The organism is Pseudomonas sp. 86_A (assembly GCF_017491705.1).
Classification (GTDB): domain Bacteria; phylum Pseudomonadota; class Gammaproteobacteria; order Pseudomonadales; family Pseudomonadaceae; genus Aquipseudomonas; species Aquipseudomonas koreensis.
Genome location: NZ_JAFGYS010000002.1, coordinates 19,086 through 42,791 on the forward strand (window position 1 = coordinate 19,086; position 23,706 = coordinate 42,791).

22 protein-coding genes are annotated in these 23,706 nt (G+C 60.9%); 6 read left to right on the plus strand and 16 right to left on the minus strand.

The features are described from left to right. Positions 1-86: 86 nt before the first annotated feature. The 3 genes from J5M57_RS03435 to J5M57_RS03445 all read right to left on the minus strand — a co-directional run bounded on the left by J5M57_RS03435 (position 87) and on the right by J5M57_RS03445 (position 3,798). Positions 87-1,193 (minus strand): NADH:flavin oxidoreductase/NADH oxidase, encoded by a 1,107-nt coding sequence (locus J5M57_RS03435; RefSeq protein ID WP_207847381.1) that lies wholly within the window; start codon positions 1,191-1,193, stop codon positions 87-89. A 298-nt stretch (positions 1,194-1,491) separates the two neighbouring features. Then, complete coding sequence (gene recJ, locus J5M57_RS03440; protein WP_083366912.1) at positions 1,492-3,201, minus strand: single-stranded-DNA-specific exonuclease RecJ; 1,710 nt, start codon at positions 3,199-3,201, stop codon at positions 1,492-1,494. Positions 3,202-3,255: 54 nt separating this feature from the next. Next, positions 3,256-3,798, minus strand: coding sequence for a YaeQ family protein (locus tag J5M57_RS03445; protein WP_007908961.1), 543 nt, complete (start codon positions 3,796-3,798; stop codon positions 3,256-3,258). Positions 3,799-3,944: 146 nt separating this feature from the next. Here J5M57_RS03445 and J5M57_RS03450 point away from each other — a divergent pair, with 146 nt between their 5' ends. Together J5M57_RS03450 and J5M57_RS03455 are read left to right on the plus strand one after the other, a co-directional pair. After that, the gene (locus J5M57_RS03450) at positions 3,945-5,144 is read left to right on the plus strand and encodes a CaiB/BaiF CoA-transferase family protein (protein WP_064586129.1); all 1,200 of its coding nucleotides are present in this window, start codon (positions 3,945-3,947) and stop codon (positions 5,142-5,144) included. Further along, positions 5,098-6,051 (plus strand): TIGR02285 family protein, encoded by a 954-nt coding sequence (locus tag J5M57_RS03455; protein WP_082920284.1) that lies wholly within the window; start codon positions 5,098-5,100, stop codon positions 6,049-6,051. Before J5M57_RS03450 ends, J5M57_RS03455 begins: the two co-directional genes overlap by 47 nt. A 175-nt stretch (positions 6,052-6,226) precedes the next feature. On the opposite strand, the gene J5M57_RS03460 is transcribed toward J5M57_RS03455, so the two are convergent. From J5M57_RS03460 to xerD, 7 genes are all read right to left on the minus strand, one after another. Then, entirely contained in the window at positions 6,227-6,508 is a 282-nt protein-coding gene (locus J5M57_RS03460) for a DUF3509 domain-containing protein (protein ID WP_169843192.1), read from the minus strand. A 163-nt stretch (positions 6,509-6,671) separates the two neighbouring features. Further along, positions 6,672-7,079, minus strand: coding sequence for a response regulator (locus J5M57_RS03465; RefSeq protein ID WP_169843191.1), 408 nt, complete (start codon positions 7,077-7,079; stop codon positions 6,672-6,674). A 117-nt stretch (positions 7,080-7,196) separates the two neighbouring features. After that, positions 7,197-8,570, minus strand: a complete 1,374-nt coding sequence (locus J5M57_RS03470; RefSeq protein ID WP_207847383.1) for a transporter substrate-binding domain-containing protein — start codon at positions 8,568-8,570, stop codon at positions 7,197-7,199. Positions 8,571-8,689: 119 nt separating this feature from the next. Beyond that, the gene (gene thrC, locus J5M57_RS03475; protein ID WP_064586125.1) at positions 8,690-10,099 is read right to left on the minus strand and encodes a threonine synthase; all 1,410 of its coding nucleotides are present in this window, start codon (positions 10,097-10,099) and stop codon (positions 8,690-8,692) included. 66 nt (positions 10,100-10,165) lie between these two features. Next, the gene (locus J5M57_RS03480; protein WP_064586124.1) at positions 10,166-11,470 is read right to left on the minus strand and encodes a homoserine dehydrogenase; all 1,305 of its coding nucleotides are present in this window, start codon (positions 11,468-11,470) and stop codon (positions 10,166-10,168) included. A 130-nt stretch (positions 11,471-11,600) separates the two neighbouring features. Further along, positions 11,601-12,332: a bifunctional protein-disulfide isomerase/oxidoreductase DsbC gene (gene dsbC / locus J5M57_RS03485; protein WP_064586123.1), complete on the minus strand. Its 732-nt coding sequence runs from the start codon at positions 12,330-12,332 to the stop codon at positions 11,601-11,603. Positions 12,333-12,630: 298 nt separating this feature from the next. Next, a complete protein-coding gene (gene xerD, locus J5M57_RS03490) occupies positions 12,631-13,527 on the minus strand; it encodes a site-specific tyrosine recombinase XerD (protein ID WP_207847385.1) in 897 nt (298 codons plus the stop codon). Between the two features lie 108 nt (positions 13,528-13,635). Here xerD and J5M57_RS03495 point away from each other — a divergent pair, with 108 nt between their 5' ends. Further along, entirely contained in the window at positions 13,636-15,444 is a 1,809-nt protein-coding gene (locus J5M57_RS03495; protein WP_169843188.1) for a sodium:proton antiporter, read from the plus strand. 116 nt (positions 15,445-15,560) lie between these two features. Here J5M57_RS03495 and J5M57_RS03500 read toward each other — a convergent pair whose 3' ends face one another. The 6 genes from J5M57_RS03500 to ffh form a co-directional block, all read right to left on the minus strand. Then, a complete protein-coding gene (locus J5M57_RS03500) occupies positions 15,561-15,974 on the minus strand; it encodes an acyl-CoA thioesterase (RefSeq protein WP_064586120.1) in 414 nt (137 codons plus the stop codon). A gap of 147 nt (positions 15,975-16,121) precedes the next feature. Continuing rightward, a complete protein-coding gene (rplS, locus tag J5M57_RS03505) occupies positions 16,122-16,472 on the minus strand; it encodes a 50S ribosomal protein L19 (RefSeq protein ID WP_003175895.1) in 351 nt (116 codons plus the stop codon). Between the two features lie 45 nt (positions 16,473-16,517). After that, positions 16,518-17,270 (minus strand): tRNA (guanosine(37)-N1)-methyltransferase TrmD, encoded by a 753-nt coding sequence (trmD, locus tag J5M57_RS03510; protein ID WP_003221981.1) that lies wholly within the window; start codon positions 17,268-17,270, stop codon positions 16,518-16,520. Between the two features lie 3 nt (positions 17,271-17,273). Beyond that, positions 17,274-17,810: a ribosome maturation factor RimM gene (gene rimM / locus J5M57_RS03515; protein WP_207847387.1), complete on the minus strand. Its 537-nt coding sequence runs from the start codon at positions 17,808-17,810 to the stop codon at positions 17,274-17,276. Between the two features lie 5 nt (positions 17,811-17,815). Beyond that, positions 17,816-18,067 carry a 30S ribosomal protein S16 gene (gene rpsP / locus J5M57_RS03520; RefSeq protein ID WP_003185073.1) on the minus strand — a complete coding sequence of 84 codons (252 nt, stop codon included), beginning with the start codon at positions 18,065-18,067 and terminating at the stop codon, positions 17,816-17,818. Positions 18,068-18,318: 251 nt separating this feature from the next. After that, on the minus strand, positions 18,319-19,695 hold the full coding sequence (gene ffh / locus J5M57_RS03525; RefSeq protein ID WP_008081630.1) for a signal recognition particle protein: 1,377 nt from the start codon (positions 19,693-19,695) through the stop codon (positions 18,319-18,321). A 195-nt stretch (positions 19,696-19,890) separates the two neighbouring features. Between ffh and ccsA the strand changes: the two genes are divergently transcribed. From ccsA to J5M57_RS03540, 3 genes are all read left to right on the plus strand, one after another. Continuing rightward, positions 19,891-20,703 carry a cytochrome c biogenesis protein CcsA gene (ccsA, locus tag J5M57_RS03530; RefSeq protein ID WP_064586117.1) on the plus strand — a complete coding sequence of 271 codons (813 nt, stop codon included), beginning with the start codon at positions 19,891-19,893 and terminating at the stop codon, positions 20,701-20,703. Positions 20,704-20,715: 12 nt separating this feature from the next. Beyond that, entirely contained in the window at positions 20,716-21,948 is a 1,233-nt protein-coding gene (locus tag J5M57_RS03535; RefSeq protein ID WP_169843186.1) for a transporter associated domain-containing protein, read from the plus strand. Between the two features lie 357 nt (positions 21,949-22,305). Beyond that, a complete protein-coding gene (locus J5M57_RS03540; RefSeq protein ID WP_083366921.1) occupies positions 22,306-23,622 on the plus strand; it encodes an MFS transporter in 1,317 nt (438 codons plus the stop codon). The last annotated feature ends 84 nt before the right edge of the window (positions 23,623-23,706 follow it).

Sequence of the window (23,706 nt, forward strand, 5' to 3'; positions counted from 1 at the left end):
AGCGTCCGCCCAGGCAGCGCAAATACCAACCAGAAAAAAAGCCCCGACCATCACTGGCCGGGGCTTTTTACGTTTCAGCGCGTCAATCAATCGCGCAGGTCGGATTCGTGAATCGGCTGGTCACGATGGGTCGCGCGCTGATACTGCGCCGGCCACACTGCCTGGCGCCCGCCGAGATCATCGTCAGCGTGCAACGGCCAGTACGGATCGCGCAGCAACTCGCGGGCGAGGAAGATGATGTCGGCCTGGCAGGTGCGCAGAATATGCTCGGCCTGCGCCGGCTCGGTAATCATGCCGACAGTGCCGGTGGCGATGCCTGAGTCCTTGCGCACCCGTTCGGCGAAGCGCGTCTGATAACCCGGCCCCACAGGAATTTCGGCGTTGGCGGCGGTGCCCCCGGAGGAAACGTCAATCAGATCCACCCCCAAGGACTTGAGGCGACGCGCCAACTCCACGGTCTCATCCGGGTTCCAGCCGTCTTCAACCCAGTCGGTGGCCGAGACCCGCACGAACACCGGCAACTCTTGCGGCCACACTTCACGCACGGCCTCGGTGACTTGCAGCACCAGCCGAATACGGTTTTCGAACGAACCACCGTATTGATCGCGGCGCTGATTGCTCAACGGTGACAGGAACTGATGCAGCAAATAACCGTGGGCGGCATGCACTTCGACCACACTGAAACCTGCCGTCAGCGCGCGCTTGGCCGCGGCGACGAAGGCTTGAATGACTTCGCCGATCTGCGCTTTATCGAGCTGTCTGGGTTGCGTATGCTGCGGGTCAAAAGCAATCGGCGACGGCCCGACCGGGGTCCAGCCGCCATCGTCAGGTTTGACGCTGCCATGTTTGCCGATCCATGGCCGATGGGTGCTGGCCTTGCGCCCGGCGTGAGCCAGTTGAATACCGGCGACAGCGCCCTGGGCAGTGATGAACCGGGTGATGCGTTGCAGCGGTTCGATTTGTTCGTCGTTCCACAAACCGAGGTCTTCGGCGGTGATCCGCCCGTCGGCCGTGACCGCCGTGGCCTCAGTAAAAATCAGTCCCGCGCCGCCCACGGCGCGACTGCCCAGGTGCACCAGGTGCCAGTCGTTGGCCAGGCCGTCGACGCTGGAGTACTGGCACATCGGCGACACGGCGATGCGGTTGGGCAGGGTCAGTTGGCGAAGGGTAAAGGGTTCGAGCAGCAGACTCATGGGGCACCTCTCAAATCAGTGGGCAGGCTCCAGGGTTCTGTTTGAAAAGTCGACGAGTGACAGGAAAAGGTGCAGCACCCGCCCCCGCGGGCAAAAAAATCGACAAGACGTCACAAGGCCAATCAAGCAGTGCTTAGAGCCTAGTCGACAACCGGGGGTAAAGGAGGGTTCAAGACGTTTTCTATGAGCACCGGACCTGTGGGGACGGTGATTTTCGTGTATCAACGCGGTTGCAGGGGTCAGGGCCGCTTCGCAGCCCAGCGGGAGCAAGCTCCCTCGCCACAAAAGCTCTGAGTATTTAGCGCGGTTCGATGTGGGCAATCAGCAGTTGCACCGTCTCGTTGCCCCGAAACTCGTTAACGTCGAGTTTATAAGCCAGTTCAACCCACTGAATGGTCGGATTCGGCCAGATATCACGGTCGATGCCGAAGGCGATCCCGTCGAGTTTCACCGAACCGCACTCGCTTTTCAGCACCACTTTGAGGTGCCGCTCGCCCACCACCCGCTGCTCGACCAACTGGAACACACCGTGGAACAGCGGCTCCGGGAAGTGCTGGCCCCAAGGTCCGGCATGGCGCAGGGCGCGGGCCAGTTCGAGGTGGAATTCTTCGACCGCCAAGGTGCCATCCGACAGCATCCGCCCGGTGAGGTCTTCTTCGCGAAGTTGCCGACGCACTTCGGCGTCGAAGGCCTCGGCGAACAGCGGAAAATTCTCCTGCGGCAAAGTCAGGCCCGCCGCCATGGCGTGACCACCGTATTTGGCGATCAGGTTCGGATGCTGCGCGGCCACCACGCTCAGGGCGTCGCGAATATGGAAGCCCTGCACCGAGCGCCCGGAGCCCTTGAGCAGACCGTCACCGGCATCGGCGAAGGCAATGGTCGGGCGGAAATAACGCTCTTTCATCCGCGACGCCAGAATGCCGATGACGCCCTGGTGCCACTCGGGATCGAACAGGCACAGGCCGAACGGCATCGATTCCACCGGCAAGTCCTTGAGCTGGGCCAGTGCCTCGCGCTGCATGCCCTGCTCGATGGATTTGCGATCCTGGTTCATGCCGTCCAGTTGTGCGGCCATTTCCCGCGCCAGATTGGCATCGGCGGTAAGCAGGCATTCGATCCCGAGGCTCATGTCGTCAAGGCGCCCCGCCGCGTTCAGGCGCGGGCCGACGATGAAACCCAGGTCCGTGGAGGTGATACGCGCCGCATCACGCTTGGCCACTTCGAGAATCGCCTTGATCCCCGGCCGTGCACGCCCGGCGCGAATCCGCTCGAGGCCTTGATGCACCAGGATCCGGTTGTTGGCGTCCAGTGGCACCACGTCGGCGACGCTGCCCAGCGCCACCAGATCGAGCAGTTCGCCGATGTTCGGTTGCGGTTTGCTCTCGTACCAGCCGAGGCTGCGCAGGCGCGCGCGCAAGGCCATCAACACGTAGAAAATCACCCCGACCCCGGCCAGCGCCTTGCTCGGAAACTCGCAGCCCGGCTGGTTCGGGTTGACCAGCGCATCGGCCAGCGGCAGCTCATCGCCGGGCAAGTGGTGGTCAGTGATCAATACTTTCAGCCCTGCGCGCTTGGCAGCGGCCACGCCTTCAACGCTGGAGATGCCGTTGTCGACGGTGATCAACAACTGCGGCTCGCGGGTCAGGGCCACTTCGACGATTTCCGGGGTCAGGCCGTAGCCGTATTCGAAGCGGTTTGGCACCAGATAATCGACGTGCGCCGCGCCCAGCAGGCGCAAGCCGAGCACGCCGACCGTACTGGCCGTGGCGCCATCGGCGTCGAAGTCGCCGACGATCAGAATCCGCTGGCGCTGCTCCAGCGCTGTCACCAGCAGATCCACCGCTGCCTCGATGCCCTTGAGCTGCTGGAACGGAATCAACCGCGCCAGGCTTTTATCCAGCTCTGCCTCGGACTGCACGCCCCGCGCCGCGTACAAGCGGGTCAGCAGCGGTGGCAGGTCGCCGAGAAACGGCAGAGTGGCGGGCAACGGTCGAGGATCAATACGCATGGGGTAACGGAAACTTCTCTTGAATACGTGGGATTAATCAGTCGTAACGCGGGATCAGCCGCGCTCGCCTTGCAGCCATTGCAACTGGACTTCGTGCTGACCACGGTCGTCGGTGACGAAGATCGTGCCTTCGCTGATCATCACGTCCCACTTGATGACGCGAGGCATGTCCTTGGCCAGGGTTTCCAGCACTTCTTGCGGGACGGCGGCGATGTTGACGTTTTTCAGGTTCTTGATCGCCGGGATCACCTTGGTTTCCCAGACGCGCAGGCTGCCGTAAGCGAGCAGGCTGGTGCGTTCGGTGCGACGCGAACACCAGGTCAGTCGATCAGCATCTGGCTGGCCGACTTCGATCCAGTGCAGGACACGGTCATCCAGGCTTTTTTCCCACAGCGCAGGTTCATCCACGTCCGACAGACCACGGCCAAACGACAACTGCTCGTTGTACCAGAGCGCGTAGGCCAGCAGGCGCACGGTCATACGCTCTTCGGTCTCCGAAGGGTGACGGGCGATGGTCTGCTTGACGCTCTCGTAGACGCTGCGGTCGAGGTCGGTGAGGTTCAATTCGAATTTATAGGTAGTGGACGGCTGGGCCATGAACGGGCTTCTTGATACGAGGAAAGTCGGCAAGTCTAACCGATGCGGTAGGCAATCATCGAATTGATGGCGATCAACTTCGGGCGCCTGACAGCCGGCTATGTTAAAACGCTGTATCCGCACAACCTTGTCCTACAGGATTCAGTATGTCGTTCGCCAACAAACCGCTCAGCGGCGTGAAAGTCATTGAATTGGGTACGTTGATTGCCGGGCCGTTTGCCTCACGCATTTGCGGCGAGTTCGGCGCCGAAGTGATCAAGATCGAATCGCCGGACGGCGGCGATCCATTGCGCAAATGGCGCAAGTTGTACGAAGGCACCTCGCTGTGGTGGTTCGTCCAGGCGCGCAATAAAAAATCGCTGACGCTCAACCTCAAGCACCCCGAGGGTCTGGCGATCCTGAAAAAACTGCTGAGCGAAGCCGACATCCTGATCGAGAACTTTCGCCCCGGCGTGCTGGAAAAACTCGGGCTGAGCTGGGAGACCCTGCATGCGCTGAACCCGAAACTGGTGATGGTGCGCCTCTCGGGTTTCGGTCAGACCGGGCCAATGAAAGATCAACCTGGCTTCGGCGCGGTCGGCGAATCCATGGGCGGCTTGCGCTACATCACCGGTTTCGAAGACCGGCCACCGGTGCGCACCGGGATTTCCATCGGCGATTCGATCGCCGCGCTGTGGGGCGTGATCGGTGCGCTGATGGCGCTGCGTCATCGCGAGGTCAATGGCGGGCTCGGCCAAGTGGTCGATGTCGCACTGTACGAAGCGATTTTCGCCATGATGGAAAGCATGGTCCCGGAGTTCGACGTGTTCGGTTTCATCCGCGAGCGCACCGGCAACATCATGCCGGGCATCACGCCGTCATCGATCCACACCAGTGCCGACGGCAAGCACGTGCAGATCGGGGCCAATGGCGACGCGATTTTCAAGCGCTTCATGTTGATCATCGGCCGTGAAGACCTGGCCAACGACCCGACGCTGGCGAGCAACGACGGGCGCGATACCCGCCGTGACGAGTTGTATGGGGTGATCGACCGCTGGGTCAATTCGCTGCCACTGCAAAGCGTGCTCGACCTGCTCAACCAGGCGGAAGTACCGGCCAGCCGCATCTTCAGCGCCGAGGACATGTTCAGCGATCCGCAGTACCTGGCTCGGGAAATGTTCCTGCAGGCCAAACTGCCGGACGGCAAGCCTTTCAAGATGCCGGGCATCGTGCCGAAACTCTCAGAGACACCGGGTACGTCCGAATGGGTCGGGCCGCAACTCGGTGAACACAACGCGCAGGTACTCCACGATCTTGGCTATGACGAACAGCAGATCGCCCGCTTGCGCGCCGACGGAGCCATTTAAGCTGAAACATCGGCAGACACCGGTCGCCAACCGCGCCCACCACTGGTGGACGTGGCGGCTGTTCGGCCTGTTGTTTCTGCTGGCCCTGTCGGCCCTGGCCGAGGCGAAACCGACGCTGACCTGGTTATTACGCGATCTGCCGCCCCTGACCATTTTCGAAGGCCCGAAAAAAGGTCAGGGGGTGATTGATCAGATGCTGCCGCTGCTGATTGCCGGCATGCCGCAATACGAACACACGCTGATGCGGGTCAATCGCGCCCGTGGCATGCAAATGATGCAAGACGCCTCGTTCACCTGTGATCCGTCGCTGATCTGGAGCAAAGAACGGGCGCAATGGATCGCGTTCTCCATCCCGGCGTTTCGCGCTGTCAGTAACGGCCTGGTCGTGCGTCAGAAAGATCGTGAAGTGCTGGAGCCCTACGTGGTGAACGGCGAAGTCGATCTGGGGGCTTTTTTGGCGAACGCCGAACAAAAGGTCGGGATCGTTGCCCAGCGCAGTTACGGTGAGTTTGTCGACAGTCTGCTGAAACAGGCGCCCGACGGTGCACTGACCCCCCACTACGGCAACGAAGCGCTCAGCAACCTCTTGTCGATGCAGCGTCTGGGCCGTCTCCAAGTCGTGCTGGGCTACTGGCCGGAGATCCGTTACCAGGCTCAACAAGCACAAATTGCCGAAGATGAGTTGGTGTTCTACCCGATTCAGGGCACGGGAAAATATCTGTCGGGATACATCGGCTGCTCTGACACCGCCGAGGGTCGGCAGGCCATCATCGAGATCAACCAACTGCTGCGCACCCTGCCCCACCAGCGTCTGGACGAGCTCTACGCGGACTGGCTGGACCCGGGCATGCGCAGCGATTATCTCGAACAGGCCCGGACATTTTTCGAGCAACAGACCGCGCCGTAAAACCTGCGGGCAAAAAGAAACCCCGAGAAGTGGGGAGACGACTCGGGGTTAAACGTGGTCTACATAAAGACCCGTAGCAGCAAGCGACAAGCACCGGAGCACAATGCTTGATCCTGCTGTTATGGGGTCTGACTGACAGGGATGCAGGAAGGTTCCCACAAAAAATATTTCATCTTCACAGGGCCGCGCGCTTGTCCAGTGCCGCGTTGCGCAAGGCCGCAATGACACAAGGTTCCAGTCGCCCTTCGGCGATCAGGACGTCGCGGTGCAAACCATCGACCACATCGGTCAGCAGACGCTTGTCGCTCAACTGCGCCTGATTGAATTCTCGCTCCACCACGAGGGCGCCGTTGCTGTTCTTGAGCGTCACCAGGCATTCGCCATGGGCGCCACAAGGAGTCAACGTTACCTCATACGGGCTCAGAGCCTCACCGAGCAATAGACTGATACTTTCCATCTCGATCTCCACTCAATAGTCCGAAAACATTGTGCCTGGGGCGTGTCCACAATAAATGACCACCGGCCCGAGAAGAAAGTTCTGAATACCGGGCTCCTCCCTGAGCAGTTACCGGTCTGTCAGAGCATGCACGCTGAAGATGACAGAAAAATATCCACCCGGCTCAAGCGATGACCGGCAGTTCCCTGGACGCCATGTACGTATCCAGCAGGCTTCTCATCAGGACGGCCGACACCGGCGTATGCAGGCGCCCCAGCAATATCGGCTCATGCCCCTGCAGCGAGCGCTCGAGATCGGCCAGCAAGCCTGCCGCCACCGGCCCCAGCAGAATCAGCCCGCGTGCCTGACGCTGTGCTGCCAGGTGGCGGATCAATGCCAGGCCGTCACCGCCTTTGAGCTGCGGATCGCAGATCGCGATGTCCACGGCACCACGATGGCCCAGGGAAACCAGCGCCGAGGCCAGTGTCGGCGCGGTGAGTACGTCGTAGATGCCGATGGCATTGAGCATCTGATGCAAGGCCATCAGTTGGAACGGATTGGGTTCAAGTATCAGGACTTTTAACGAGCGCATCGGCGACCTCGGAAACGGCGGTGGCGGACTTTCGCCGCATTGGCCGTTCACTCTAGGGGAGCCGTCCTCAGCCTCCCATCGGAAAAGGCGCCGCATCGCATAGGATATTTCCCTTCTTCACGGCGGACATTGGCAACCGCTTTGCGCGCGGCGCTGACTGATGTCGATCCAGCCGCCGAGCAGACCGCGCAACTCTCCGTCGGCGCTGTAAAACGGCACGGTCCACTGATAGATCGACTTGGGGCCGCTCTTGAATGCCAACTGGCGTTGGCTGAAGCGAGCCTTGCGCGTGTGCATCTGCACCATGAACTCGTCGTGCAGCATGCGGGCCGTGGCTTCGGGCAGCGTGTCGACTTCGAACAGCAGCCGGCCCTGCGTCTGCTCGAAGCGGATAGACAGCGCCTCTTCATAGCTTCGATTGCACATCACCAGGCGTCCTTGCAGATCGCGCACGAAGACCGGATCCGGCATCGCATCGATCAACGCGTGCTGGAAGGCCAACTGGTCGCCCAAGAGTTTTTCGGCTTCGCAGCGTTGCCGGATGACCGCCGTCAGCCGCCGATTCCAGAGCAGTGACAGCAGCCCGAAGCCGCCGAGCCCACCCATTCCCCAAAAACCCCAATTGACGATCTCGTCCCACGGCGAACGCGGCGCCGGCGGAGCGACCCCGCTCAGCCATTTCAGGCGGATCGCACGCAGTTCTGCGGGGGGAAAGGCACCCAGGGCCTTGTTGAGGATACTCACCAGTTCGGGCATGCCTTTGCGCACGGCCAGGTGATCAGCTTCCCAGCGCCCTTCGACCAAAGCGCCGACCTTGAGCAAGCCGGAAGGAAACAGCTGCGCGCCGATTTCATTTTCGATGGTGGCGTAGGCCTCACCGCTCTCGACCAGCGCCCGCGCTTCGGCATAGGTCTTGACCGACAGAATCTCGATTGACGGGTATTCGCGGCGAATCACTTCTTCCAGCGCGTGCCTTGCGGGCAGTACCAACACCCGCTTGACCAACTGCTCCAGCGACTGGATCGCCGGCTGATCCCTGTGCCCGACGAACACCCAGCCGGCGCCGCCGAACGCGTGACTGAAATCGAGGAACGTTTTGCGCTGATCATTCATGGCCAGGGTCGTACTCAGATCGGCCGCGCCGCTTTGCAGACGCTCCAGCATCTGATCGGTGGAAAACGATTCCTCATGCACAAACTGCAAACCGGTCATGGCAGTGATGCGCTTGAGCACATCGCTGTTCAAGCCAATCCAGTGCCCGTGTTCGTCCTGAAACAGGTACAGGGGGTATTGCACCGAAGCGACCGTCACGCGGGGGTTGTCACGTATCCAGCGCCGCTCGCGCTCGTCCAACTCAATCCTCTCGATCTTCTGTGCCTGCACTTGTTCGTGCAGCACCATTTGCGCCGCCATGCCCCCGCGGACCATTCCACTCAGGCACAACAACAGAAGCCAGCTCAGGGCTGGTTTAATTGCTCGTTCAAACAGCATTGCCACTTCCTTCGTGATCGACTCACCCGTCCTTCATGGGCGAAAACCCGAGCAGTGTGGCAGCAGAAACAAAAAAGCCCGTCAGGAGACGGGCTTCAAAATGTGACAGCTTTTTCAGCTTACAGCGGCTTGCCGCGGTTGCCATGCTGGCTGACAAAGGCCTGTACGGCTTTCAGCTCGTTTGGCAGAACGGTGCAGCGCTCGTTTCGCTCAAACAAATCAGAAAGATGTGCAGGCAGTTCGAGAGCTTTTCCTACACCCGCTTTCTCCACGGCGTCCGGGAATTTAACCGGATGCGCGGTTCCCAGGATCACCATCGGGATGTCCAGGCTACGACGGCATTCGCGGGCAGCACGCACGCCGATGGCCGTGTGCGGATCCAGCACTTCACCGCACTGCGCGTAGACGTCGGCAATGGTTTCGCAGGTTTGCGCGTCGTCCACGGCCAGAGAGTCGAACAGCTTACGTGCTTCGGTCCAGCGCTCTTGCTCGACGCTGAAACCACCGCCCTGCTTGAACGAATCCATCAGCCCGGCAATCGCCGCACCATTGCGGCCGTGCAGGTCGAACAGCAGGCGTTCGAAGTTCGACGAGACCATGATGTCCATCGACGGCGACAGCGTAGCGTGCAGGGTTTCCTTGACGTACTGGTTGCCGCTCATGAAGCGGTGCAGGATGTCGTTGCGGTTGGTGGCGACGATCAACTGGTTGATCGGCAGGCCCATGTTGCGCGCCAGGTAACCGGCGAAGATGTCGCCGAAGTTGCCGGTCGGTACCGAGAACGCCACCGAACGCGCCGGGCCGCCCAGCTGCAGGGCGGCGTGGAAGTAATAAACGATCTGGGCCATGATCCGCGCCCAGTTGATCGAGTTCACCGCCACCAGGCGCGTGCCCTTGAGGAAGCTCTGGTCAGCGAAGCTGTTCTTGACCATTTCCTGGCAGTCGTCGAAGTTGCCTTCGATGGCGATGTTGTGGATGTTCTCACCGAAAATGGTGGTCATCTGCCGACGCTGCACTTCGGACACGCGGTTGTGCGGGTGCAGGATGAAAATGTCGACGTTTTCGCAATGCTTGCAGCCTTCGATGGCAGCCGAACCGGTATCACCAGAGGTGGCGCCGACAATCACCACGCGCTCGCCGCGCTTTTCCAGCACGTAGTCGAGCAGACGACCGAGCAGTTGCAGGGCGAAGTCCTTGAACGCCAGGGTCGGGCCGTGGAACAGCTCCAGCACCCATTCGTTGCCGTTCAACTGACGCAGCGGCGCAACGGCGCTGTGCGAGAACACGCCGTAGGTTTCTTCGAGAATCTTTTTGAAATCGGCGTCAGGAATGCTGCCGGTGACAAACGGGCGCATGACGCGGAAAGCCAGCTCGTGATACGGCAGGCCGGCCCAGGAAGCGATTTCTTCCTGGGTGAAACGTGGCAGGTTTTCCGGGACGTACAAACCGCCGTCGGTGGCGAGACCGGCCAGCAGGACGTCTTCGAAATTCAGGGCCGGTGCCTGGCCGCGGGTACTGATGTAACGCATGACTGACTCCAATGCAGAGTATTCGCAATGCCGGGCCCGCGCACGGGCCCGGTCAATGAGGGCGACTTAGTTCAGGTGCTCGACACGAATCCGTACAACCGGACCGTTGACGCCGGCCAGCGCTTCGAGGGCGGTGATCGCATCGTTGATGCGCTGCTCGACCACGCGGTGGGTCAGCAGGATCATCGGCACCAGACCGTCGTGTTCTTCGACTTCCTTCTGCATGATCGACTCGATGTTGATGCCGCGCTCCGAGAGGATGCTCGCCACCTGGGCCAGTACGCCCGGATGGTCCTTGGCCTGAATGCGCAGGTAGTAGGCGCTTTCGCAGGCTTCGATCGGCAGGATCGGATGGGCCGACAGCGAATCCGGCTGGAAGGCCAGGTGCGGTACGCGGTTTTCCGGGTCAGAGGTCATCGCGCGAACCACGTCCACCAGGTCAGCGATCACCGACGACGCGGTCGGCTCCATGCCGGCACCGGCGCCGTAGAACAGCGTCGAACCGGCAGCGTCACCGTTGACCATCACCGCGTTCATCACGCCGTTGACGTTGGCGATCAGACGATCGGCCGGGATCAGCGTCGGATGGACGCGCAGCTCGATGCCGGCAGCGGTGCTGCGGGCCACGCCGAGGTGCTTGATGCGATAGCCCAGCGCTTCGGCGTAGTTGACGTCAGCGGTGGTCAGCTTGGTGATGCCTTCGGTGTAAGCCTTGTCGAATTGCAGCGGAATGCCGAACGCGATCGACGCCAGAATCGTCAGCTTGTGTGCCGCGTCGATGCCTTCGACGTCGAAAGTCGGATCGGCTTCGGCGTAGCCCAGCGCTTGCGCTTCGGCGAGCACGTCTTCGAAGGTGCGACCCTTCTCGCGCATTTCGGTGAGGATGAAGTTGCCGGTGCCGTTGATGATCCCGGCGACCCAGTTGATGCGGTTGGCGGACAGGCCTTCACGGATCGCCTTGATCACCGGAATGCCACCGGCCACCGCCGCTTCGAACGCCACGATCACGCCTTTCTCGCGTGCCTTGGCGAAAATCTCATTACCGTGAACGGCGATCAGTGCCTTGTTCGCGGTGACCACATGCTTGCCATTCTCGATGGCCTTGAGTACCAGCTCGCGGGCAACGGTGTAGCCGCCCATCAGCTCTATGACGATGTCGATCTCAGGGTTCGTGGCCACTTCGAAGACATCGTTGGTAATCGCAATACCGGTCGTCTGGAACTGAGGCTTTGGCGTGCGCATGGCAATTTGTGCCACTTCGATTCCACGCCCGGCACGACGAGCAATTTCCTCGGCGTTGCGCTGAAGTACGTTGAAGGTACCGCCACCGACGGTCCCTAACCCACAGATGCCTACTTTGACCGGATTCACTGTGAACTCCCCATGAAACGGCCGACGCAAGGTCGGCCGGAAAACAACCGCGTGCTCGCGGCTCTCTATTAATGGCCCGGCGATGTTACCGCCGGACCATGATCGTCACGGCTGACCGTGACGATGCGAATTACTTGGCGCCCAGTGCCAGTTTGGCGACTTGTGGCGCCGGCTGGTAGCCCGGAATGACCTGTCCGTCGGCCAAAACGATGGCCGGTGTGCCATTCACGCCGATCGACTGACCGAGGGCGAACTGCTTGGAAACCGGGTTCGCGCACTTGGCGGCCTTGATTTCCTTGCCATCGACCATTTTGTCCATGGCGGCTTTCTTGTCGCTCGAGCACCACACGGCTTGCAGTTGCTCGTCACCTGGCGAACCCAGGCCCTGACGCGGGAACGCCACATAACGCACTTCGATGCCGCGCTTGTTCAGCTCGGGCACTTCAGCGTGCAGCTTGTGGCAGTACGGGCAGGTGGTGTCGGTGAACACGGTGATGTGCGATTTGGTCTCGCCCACGGCCGGATACACCACGGTTTCGGCCACCGGAATGGCGTTGATCAGTTTGGAGATGCCCAGGCGTTCGGTCTTCTCGGTCAGGTTGACCGGTTTGCCGTCCTTGAGCTGGAACAGATAGCCCTGAACGATGTACTGGCCGTCGGCGCTGGCGTACAGCACGCGGCTGCCCTTGAGCTTGACTTCATACATGCCCGGCAACGGGCTGGCGCTGATGCTTTCTACCGGAACCTCGAGTTCGAGTTTTTCCAGGCTTTGACGAATCGCTTTGTCGGCCGCGTCATCGGCGACGGCAAAGGTGCTGACCAACGCAATGGCTGCGGCGGCGAAAATCTGGGTCAGACGCATGAGAACTCCTGAAGGCGGACAAATGAAACGGTCAGAACGCCCGTGCCGGAACACCGGGTCATAACCGTCCATCGTGCAAACCGGCAAAGCCTAACACATAAGGCTCGCAGGGCCGAATGCGCCTGTCGCCACACATTCATTGCAACGTGACCAGAATTACCACGTGGCGAGGGAGCTTGCTCCCGCTCGGCTGCGCAGCAGTCGCAAAGACTGCCAAGCCGATGCGACTGACAGATTTTGGGCGCGCTTCGCGCCGCAGCGGGAGCAAGCTCCCTCGCCACAAAAAGCGGGGTTTTCATCAACCGCGCGGGTGATGTTTGGCGTGCAGGTCCTGCAGTCGCGCCCGCGCCACATGGGTGTAGATCTGCGTGGTCGACAGATCACTGTGGCCGAGCAGCATCTGCACCACCCGCAGATCCGCGCCGTGGTTGAGCAGGTGCGTGGCAAACGCATGACGCAAGGTGTGCGGCGACAGCGTTTTGCCGATCCCGGCGACCTTGGCCCAATGCTTGATCCGGTGCCAGAACGTCTGGCGCGTCATCTGCTCGCCGCGCTGGCTGGGAAACAGCACATCGCTAGGTCGCCCGCCGAGCAGCTCGCTGCGGCCATCGCGCATGTAGCGCTCGATCCAGACAATCGCCTCCTCGCCCATCGGCACCAGCCGTTCCTTGCTGCCCTTGCCCATCACCCGCAGCACGCCCTGACGCAGGTTGACCTGCTCCAGGGTCAGGCTCACCAGTTCGGTCACGCGCAGACCGCAGGCATACAGCACTTCAAGCATGGCGCGATCACGCTGGCCGATGGCTTCGCTCAGATCCGGCGCCCTGAGCAGCGCTTCGACGTCAGCTTCCGACAGGGATTTGGGCAGCGGCCGGCCGAGTTGCGGCATGTCGACGCGCAACGTCGGATCCACTGTGATCATCTTTTCCCGCAGCAGATAGCGATAAAAGCCACGCACACCGGAGAGAAACCGGGCCGTGGAGCGCGGCTTGTAGTTCTGTTCCAGACGCCAGGCCAGATGATCGAGGATCAACTCGCGACCGGCATTGATCAGCTCCAGGTTTTTCTCCTGCAGCCAGCCGTTGAACAGCGCCAGGTCGCTGCGGTAGGCACCACGGGTGTTGTCGGACAGGCCTTTTTCCAGCCACAGGGCGTCGAGGAATTGATCAATCAGCGGATGGTCGATGGCAGGCATGGGCGCTCAAGACACACAGCCTCAGGGACTGCGCGCAAATGTAGAGTGAACTGTAGGAATGGCCGCTAGTCTTTCATAGCCCGCAATTTCAAGGAACAGGGAGCATCAATGAACGAGCAGCAAATTCTCTTGGCATTTGGCGGGATTGGCGCCGCGGCGCTGGGTTGCCAGTGGCTGGCGTGGCGCTTGAAGCTGCCGGCGATCCTGTTTCTGCTGCTGACCGGGATTCTTGCCGGTCCGGTGCTGGGCTGGCTCGATCCGCAGGAAATGTTCGGCCCGCTGCTGATGCCACTGGTCTCGCTGGCAGTGGCGCTGATCCTGTTCGAGGGCAGCCTGACCCTGCACCTGTCGGAGTGGCGCGAGATCGGCAGTGTCGTGCATCGCCTGGTGACCCTCGGTGCCCTGGTCACCTGGGTGGTGATCGCCGTTGCTACGCACTTCTTGCTCGGCTTCGACTGGCTGCTCGCCATCCTCTTCGGCAGCCTGACGCTGGTGACCGGCCCGACGGTGATCGTGCCAATGCTGCGGGTGGTGCGGCCGAAAGCCTCGATTGCCAACATCCTGCGATGGGAAGGCATTGTCATCGACCCGATCGGTGCGCTGCTCGCGGTGGTGGTCTACAGCTTCATCATCGCCAGCGGCGAAGGCCATGGGCTCAAGCAGAGTCTGCTGACCTTCGGTGGCGTGATTCTCTGCGGCAGCGTGTTTGGCATCGTCGGTGGCTTTGTGCTGGGCACCGTCATCCGCCGCCAGTGGCTGCCGGAGTACCTGCACAACCTCGCCTCGCTGGCGGCGGTGCTGGGTATTTTCATTGCCTCCAATGAGGTGATGCACGAGTCCGGCCTGCTGGCCGTGACGCTGATGGGCATGTGGCTGGCAAACATGAAGGGCGTGGATGTGCGGCACATTCTGCACTTCAAGGAAAACCTCAGCGTGCTGCTGATTTCCGGGCTGTTCATTCTGCTGGCGGCGCGCCTGGACCTGAATGCGCTGATCGGCCTCGGCCCTCTGGTGCTGATTCTGCTGCTGGTGATTCAACTGATCGCCCGACCGCTGAACGTGCTGCTGAGCACCGCCGGCTCCAGCCTGAGCTGGCGTGAGCGCGCCTTGCTGTGCTGGATTGCCCCGCGCGGCATCGTGGCAGCGGCGGTGTCGGCGATTTTCGCGATTCGCCTGGATGAAGCCGGGCATGAAGGCGCGCTGCTGCTGGTGCCACTGACGTTCGCAGTGATCATCGGCACCGTGGTCCTGCAAAGCGCCACCGCTCGGCCACTGGCTCGCTTGCTCAACGTGGCCGAGCCGGCGCCGAGTGGTTTCCTGATCGTCGGCGCCAACGGTCCGGCGCGGGAGCTGGGCAAGTCACTGCAACAACTGGGCAGCCGGGTGCTGTTGACCGATTCGAGCTGGGAGAACATCCGCGCCGCACGCATGGAAGGCTTGCCAACGTATTTTGGCAATCCGGCCTCGCAGCACGCCGATGCGCATCTGGACCTGGTCGGGCTGGGGCATCTGCTGGCGCTGTCGCCGTCGGGCGAGCTCAATACGTTGGCGGCCATGCGCTTTCGTCACGACTTCGGCCATCAACGCTTGTTTGGCCTGGCCAGCGGACATGAAAGCCGTCGCAGCGACAAGCATCGCGCGAGCCTCGAGCACCGTGGCAATCAGTTGGGGAGCGAGGCGCTGACCTATGCCAAGCTGGCCAGCCTGATCAGCAACGGCGCCGAGCTGTACAGCACGACACTGACGGACGGATTTGGTTGGGAGGATTACCAGGCGTTGCATGGCAATCGGGCGACGTTGCTGTTCATGCGCGATGACAGCGGCTGGGTGCATGTGGTGACGCCGGAGACCACGGTGAAACCGGGGGCCGGGTGGACGTTGTTGGCGTTGATTCAGCCGGAAGCCAGCGGCGCCTGATAAATCGAATCGCGAGCAGGCTCACTCCTACAGTATCTGTGTCGTTCGCACCTTTGTGTACGACGCGGACACTGTAGGAGTGAGCCTGCTCGCGATAGCCGCGACCCGGTTTCAGATCAGGCGGCAAACCCCGGCAGCACCGGCACCGGTCGCTTGTCATCATCAATCGCCACAAAGCTGAACTGCCCGTGGATCGCCTTCTCGCGCCCGTCACAGCTCATGCTCTCGACGAACACTTCCACCTCGACCTTGAGGCTGGTATTGCCGACCTTGATCACCCGGCCCACCAGCTCGACGATGGAGCCGGCCGGGATTGCGTGATTGAAGTCGATGCGGTCAGTAGAGACGGTCACCAACGGCAGGCGACAGAAGCGCGTGGCGGTGATGAATGACACTTCGTCCATCCACGCCAGCGCGGTGCCGCCGAACAAGGTGTTGTGGTGGTTGGTGGTCGGCGGGAAGACGGCTTTGGTCACGCGAGTCACCGAGAGTTCGGTGCGGCGTTCGATTTCCTGGTCGCGGGTAGTCATGAAGAATGGCTCTGATTTCTGGCTCCCGAAACACAAGCAAGATCAAAAGATCGCAGCCTTCGGCAGCTCCTACATAGTGAGGACAGTTTATTGCGGGCAACAAAAAAGCAGCCCGTAGGCTGCTTTTTTCTGCATCGGAAGCTGGACTTAAGCCAGTTTTTCCTTGATGCGAGCTGCTTTACCCGACAGGTCGCGCAGGTAGTACAACTTGGCTTTACGTACGTCACCGCGACGTTTAACAGCCATGCTGTCGATCTGCGGGGAGTAGGTCTGGAAAGTACGTTCTACGCCAACACCGTTGGAGATTTTACGAACGGTGAACGCACTGTTCACGCCGCGGTTACGCTTGGCGATTACAACGCCTTCGAACGCTTGCAGACGGGAACGATCGCCTTCCTTCACTTTCACCTGAACGACAATGGTGTCGCCTGGGGCAAAGGTAGGGATTTCTTTGGTCATCTGCTCTGCTTCGAGTGCAAGGATGATTTTGTTGGTCATGCTGTGCTCCTAAGGTAAATCAACTGATCTACCATCGATACGTTGTTAACTATCGTCCCGCTCGCGGATGTATTCCTCGAGCAGCTTCTTCTCTTCTCCAGAAAGCGAGCGGCTTTCCAGAAGATCGGCGCGTCGTTCATAGGTCCTACCAAGGGACTGCTGTAAACGCCAACGCCGGATATGCGCGTGATTGCCACTTAGCAACACGTCGGGAACACGCTGATCCGCATACACCTCAGGTCGGGTGTAGTGCGGGCAATCCAGCAGACCATCCGTAAAGGAATCTTCCTCAGCGGAATCCGCATGCCCTAAAGCTCCAGGCAGCAGTCGTGTAACCGCATCGATCATGACCATGGCCGGCAGCTCGCCGCCAGACAATACATAGTCACCAATCGACCACTCTTCATCGACATGAGCCTCAATAAAGCGCTCGTCAATGCCTTCATAGCGGCCGGCAATCAGGATCAATGCATCCGATTTTGCCAACTCGCGTACCGCCGACTGAGTCAGTTGACGGCCTTGGGGGGACAGGTAAATCACCTTCGCCGCCTCCCCGGCTGCTGCCTTGGCCTGAACCAGAGCATCTTCCAGGGGCTTGATCTTCATCACCATGCCCGGACCACCGCCAAACGGGCGATCGTCCACAGTGTGATGCCGATCCGTCGTGTAATCCCGCGGATTCCAACAGGTCAGCTGCAACAGCCCCTGTTTGACCGCACGACTGGTAATGCCGTACTCACTGATGGCCGAGAACATCTCGGGGAACAGCGTAATGACGTCTACGCGCAGGCTGGCCATTGCTTAGAAGTCCGCGTCCCATTCCACCCTCATCACGCCTGCATCCAGGTCGATTGCCAGCACGCATTGCTTTGTATAAGGCAACAAGCGCTCGCGATCATCCAGGCTGCCCGCGCAGGGCTTGACCACCAATACATCGTTCGCACCGGTCTCCAACAGGTGATCAACCTTGCCGAACAATTGTTCGTCCTGGTTGATGACGCTCAGACCCTGCAACTGGTACCAGTAGTACTCGTCGCCTGTCAGGTTGGGCAAAAGGCTTCGCGAGATGCAAATCTCATAACCGCTCAGAAGACGGGCTTCATCGCGATCGTCGAGGCCTTTGAGCTTGGCAACCAGATCCTTTTGAGTGGATCGGCCGCTGACCAGCTCGACCTGTTTCACCACGCCTTCGCGCCGAAGCGTCCAGTTGCGGTAGTCCAACAGGTTTTCAATCGGATCGGTAAAGGAAAAGACCTTCACCTCGCCGCGAACGCCGTGAACCGAAAAAATCTTGCCGACAACGATCAGGTCATCAGCTTTTTCTGGCGTCGCGCTCATACTGCTCAGGCTGCAGCCTTGGCAGATTCCTTCAGCAACTGAGCAACACGCTCAGAAGGCTGTGCACCAACGCTCAGCCAGTAGGCTACGCGCTCTTGGTTCACGGACAGACGGATTTCCTGACCACGGGCAACAGGGTTGAAGAAACCAACCTGTTCTTTGTGGGAGCCGTCACGCGGGTTACGCGAGTCGGTTACGGTCAGGTGGTAAAACGGGCGCTTTTTGGAGCCGCCAAGGGCAAGACGGATTGTTAGCATGTGAACATCGTTCCTGTAGTCGGTGCTGCAAATCTAAATGCACAGCGGGCATGGGTGCCCGAAAGGCCGCATATTCTAAGGAATATCCGGACTTTTGCAAATGACTTTTTCCGGCGCCTATGGCATGCCGTGCGGATTTGCATATAGAGCCGTCGATGAAAACGGCCAGTCAGCTCCCGCCGAGTGCGGGTTTGCTGTTGATCCCGCGTCCTTGCGGGGTCTGCGCCGGTGCGACGACCGGCGCAAATTCTTCACATCTTGGGCATGCCGCCGCCGGGCAACATACCGCCCATGCCGCGCATCATTTTCGCCATTCCGCCTTTGGCGGTGAATTTCTTCATCATCTTCTGCATCTGCTTGTGCTGCTTGATCAAGCGGCCGATGTCCTGCACCTGAGTGCCGGAACCCATGGCGATCCGGCGCTTGCGCGAACCGCTGATCAGCTCAGGGTCGCGGCGCTCGGCCGGGGTCATGGAGTTGATGATGGCTTCCATCTGTTTGAACTGCTTCTCTGCAGCATTCTGGGCATTGCCCATTTGCGACAGGTTGACGCCGCCGATGCTCGGCAGTTTGTCCATGAGCCCGCCGAGGCCGCCCATGTTCTTCATTTGTTGCAGCTGATCGCGGAAGTCTTCGAGGTCGAAGCCCTTGCCCTTCTTCAGCTTCTTGGCCAGTTTATCGGCCTTGTCCTTGTCGAGGGTCGCTTCGGCCTGTTCGATCAGGCTGAGCACGTCGCCCATGCCGAGGATCCGCGAAGCAATACGCTCAGGGTGGAACGGATCGAGCGCTTCGCTCTTCTCGCCCATACCGATGAACTTGATCGGCTTGCCAGTGATTGCGCGAACCGACAACGCGGCACCCCCACGGGCATCACCGTCGACCTTGGTCAGGATCACACCGGTCAGCGGCAGTGCATCACCGAAGGCCTTGGCCGTGTTGGCGGCGTCCTGACCGGTCATGGCGTCGACCACGAACAGCGTTTCGACCGGGTTGATCGCGGCGTGCAGCGCCTTGATCTCGCCCATCATCTCTTCGTCGATGTGCAAACGACCGGCGGTGTCGACGATGACCACGTCGATGAATTTCAGTTTGGCTTCTTTAATAGCTGCGGTGGCGATGTCCACCGGCTTCTGGCTCAGGTCGGACGGGAAGAACGTCACACCGATGTCGTTGGCCAGGGTTTCCAGCTGTTTAATAGCCGCAGGACGGTAAACGTCCGCCGACACGACCATCACCGACTTCTTCTTGCGCTCTTTAAGGAAGCGCGCCAGTTTGCCGGCCGTGGTGGTTTTACCGGCACCCTGCAGACCAGCCATCAGAATGACCGCTGGCGGCACGGCGCTCAGGTTCAGGTCTTCGTTGGCCGCGCCCATCAGGCTTTCGAGTTCGGCCTGGACGATCTTCACGAACGCCTGGCCCGGCGTCAGGCTGCGCGACACCTCGGTGCCGACAGCGCGCTCCTTGACCGAATTGACGAAGTCCTTGACCACCGGCAGGGCGACGTCGGCTTCGAGCAACGCCATGCGCACTTCGCGCAGGGTGTCTTTGATATTGTCTTCAGTCAGCTTCGCCTTGCCGGTGACATGGCGCAGCGTCTGCGAGAGACGGTCGGTTAAGTTTTCAAACATTGCGCGATCCTTTCAGGCCCTGTGTAGACCGGGATAATGGCGGCCCAGACCGGATTCAACTTGTGCTCGGCGAGCCTGCGGCGTGGGCAGGTCGCGGATTATAGCGAAGACTGCGTCGGGCGGACACCTCGCACTTTCGTGGCATGACGGTTCTATGCCAAACTCAGCGCCTTTCGGGCCTGCTTAACAGGATTTATGCTCCCCTTGTCACCCAGTTTGCTGACCACACTCGCCGCCGCGCTTCTTTATGCCGCTGCGACCCTTTATCAGGGCACCCGCCTGGCCTCCGGCGCCAAGGCGAACAAGCGCCTGCTGGTTACGCTCGGCGTCCTCGCCGTGCTCGCCCACAGCGCCAGCCTGCTCACGCACCTGTTGACGCCGATCGGCCTGGGCCTGGACTTCTTCAGCGCCGCCAGCCTGATCGCCGCCGCCGTCATCGCCCTGACACTGCTGGCCTGCTCGCGGATCCCGGTGGAAAACCTGCTGGTGCTGCTGTTCCCGCTGGGCGCGGCCACCGTGCTGCTGGCGCAATTCGCCCCGGCGGGCACCGTGCAGATCATCGACGAAGAGCCGGGCATTCTCGCTCACATCCTGCTGTCGATCCTCGCCTATGGCATGTTCACCATCGCGGTGTTTCAGGCCTTGCTCCTGCTGGTGCAGGATCACCAGCTCAAGCACAAGCACCCGTCAGGCCTGATCAAGAACTTCCCGCCGCTGCAAACCATGGAAAGCCTGCTGTTCGGCTTCCTCTGGGCCGGCTGGACGCTGCTGTCGCTGTCGCTGATCTCCGGCTGGCTGTTCGTCGAGAACCTGTTCGCCCAGCATCTGGTGCACAAGACCCTGCTGGCGTGCCTGGCCTGGATCGTGTTCAGCGTGTTGCTGTGGGGCCGCAATCGTCTCGGCTGGCGCGGTCACAAGGCGATTCGCTGGACCCTCGCCGGTTTCTGCCTGCTGATGTTGGCGTATTTCGGCAGCAAACTGGTTCGTGAATACATCCTGCACATCTGACGGGCGGCATAAATGGACGGTTTGCCCATAGGGCCGATGCTCGCGGTATTTGTCCTGCTGATTTTATGGTCGGGGCTGTTTACCGCCGTCGAAATCGCGCAGCAGCACCTGCTCGCCCAACGCACCGCCTCACGCGCCAGCGATAAACCGCTGGCGAAGCTGAGCTTCCCGCTCGACAGCCTGATCCTCTGCAACACCCTGTGCCGCGCCCTCGCGGTGGTCATCGCCACGCTGCTGGCGATCTTCCTGTGCGAAGAGAACGGCCCGTGGGCAGCCTGCCTCGGCGCCGCTGCCGTGTTGCTGGTGTTTGCCGATTACTTCCCGCGCACCGTGGCCCAGCGCTATCCGGAGGCCGTGTTGTCCTTCGGCAATACCCTGCTGGCCGTACCGCTGAAAATCCTTTACCCGCTGGCCTGGCTACTGAGCAGCATCAGCGGCTTGCTGCTGCGGCCTTTCGCCCGCAAGCCACAAGTGGTGCAACAGAGCGACGACGAAGAGCCCTCTGATCACCACGAAGACCCGGAACATCCGTCGCGCAGCCATCCGGTTTCGGGCATCCACGCGCTGGACAACATCACGGTCAACGACATTCTGGTGCCGCGCAGCGATGTCGACGGGATCAACCTCGACGACTCGATCGAAGAGATCATCGAGCAACTGCGCCACAACAAGCGCACGCGCCTGCCGGTGTTCCACAGCGACATCAACCAGGTCGAAGCGGTGCTCAACACCCGGCAGATCCGCCACCTGCTCAACGATGGCACGCTGACCCGCGAAGCGTTGCTGGCCGCCAGCTACGAACCGTACTTCGTCCCGGAAAGCACGCCGCTGCAGCTGCAACTGCTGAACTTCCACAAACAGCAGCGTCGCCTGGGCATGGTGGTGGACGAGTACGGCGAAGTGCTGGGCATCGTCACCCTGGAAGACATTCTCGAAGAGATCGTCGGCGAATTCGAAAGCGAACACAGCCTCGACAATCCGCACATTCATCCCCAGGGCGACGGGCGCATGGTGATCGACGGCACCGCGTCGATCCGCGAACTGAACAAATGCCTGGGCTGGCACCTGCCCAGCGACGGGCCGAAAACCCTCAACGGCCTGGTGACCGAGGCGCTGGAGACCATTCCTGAAAGCGCGGTGTGCCTGAAAATCGGACGTTACCGCCTGGAAATTCTCGAGACCGAGGAGAACCGGGTGAGCAAGGTGTTGATCTGGCATACGAGCTCGGTGCCCGCCAAGGTTTAAGCGCTTTTGTGGCTAGGGAGCTTGCTCCCGCTCGGGCGCGCAGCGGCCGTAAATGTGTTGGGGTCGCTTCGCAACCCAGCGGGAGCAAGCTCCCTCGCCACAGGAAGATCAATCGACGTCAATCCGCTGCGTTCTTTTGCTCTTGTTTGATCGTTAGCCCCCTTCCTATAATCGAGGTGCTTACCCAAGCGCCGCCGAACCTCGTGCTTACCCCGCACAAGACAGGTTTCGGCTATTTCCGCATCACCCCGGCGACTGTTCCTACTCGAAACAGCGACCGCGCCTCATCCCACATCCCTGGGTGCTCGACCATAATAATTCGCTCCAACGGAGCTCATGACTGTCAGGGATCACCGCATGACGACCAGTACCGCTTACAGCGCCACCGCGCCTGCCCAGCCGACCAACTCCGCCACCCGCGTGGCGACGGCGAGTTTCATCGGCACCGCCATCGAGTTCTACGACTTCTACGTCTATGCCACCGCCGCCGCACTGGTAATCGGGCCGGTGTTCTTTCCGCAGACCTCCGGCACTGCGCAGATGCTCTCGGCGTTTCTCACCTTCGGCATCGCTTTCCTCGCCCGACCGTTGGGTTCGGCGCTATTCGGCCATTTCGGTGACCGCATCGGGCGCAAATCGACCCTGGTCGCCTCGCTGTTGCTGATGGGCGTGTGCACCACGCTGATTGGCGTACTGCCGGGTTACGACAGCATTGGCGCTTGGGCACCGATCCTGCTGTGTGTGCTGCGGTTCGGTCAGGGTTTGGGGCTGGGCGGCGAATGGGGTGGCGCGGCGCTATTGGCGACGGAAAACGCGCCCAAGGGTAAACGGGCGTGGTTCGGCATGTTCCCGCAGCTAGGCCCGTCGATCGGTTTTCTCGCGGCCAACGGCCTGTTCCTGACCTTGGCCATGACCCTCAACGACGAACAATTCCGCAGCTGGGGCTGGCGGATTCCGTTCCTGCTCAGCGCGGTGCTGGTGATGGTCGGTCTGTACGTGCGCCTCAAGCTCCACGAAACCCCGGTATTCGCCAATGCCATCGCTCGTCAGGAACGGGTCAAGGTGCCGCTGGTCGAGCTGTTCAGCCAGTACTGGGCGCCAACCCTGCTCGGCGCGGCGGCGATGGTGGTGTGCTACGCGCTGTTTTACATCTCGACGGTATTTTCCCTGAGCTACGGCGTGTCCACCCTCGGCTACAGCCGGGAAACGTTCCTTGGATTGCTTTGTTTTGCCGTACTGTTCATGGCCGCCGCAACGCCGCTGTCCGCCTGGGCCAGCGACCGTTACGGGCGTAAACCGGTGCTGATCATCGGTGGCGTGCTGGCGATTCTGTCCGGATTCCTGATGGAACCATTGCTGACACAGGGCTCGACCTGGGGCGTGGCGCTGTTCCTGTGCATCGAGCTGTTCTTGATGGGCGTGACGTTTGCGCCCATGGGTGCACTGCTGCCGGAGCTGTTCCCGACGCACGTGCGTTATACCGGCGCATCGGCCGCGTACAACCTCGGCGGCATCGTCGGCGCCTCGGCGGCACCGTTCTTCGCACAGAAACTGGTGGCGATGGGAGGTTTGAGTTATGTCGGCGGGTATGTGTCGGCGGCAGCGGTGCTGAGTTTGATTGCGGTGCTGTGCCTGAAGGAAACGCGTGGCAACGATCTGAATCAGGTTGCCTGATAGATCGCTATCGCGAGCAGGCTCACTCCTACAGGGAAACGCATTCCAATTGTAGGAGTGAGCCTGCCCGCGATGGACGCGACT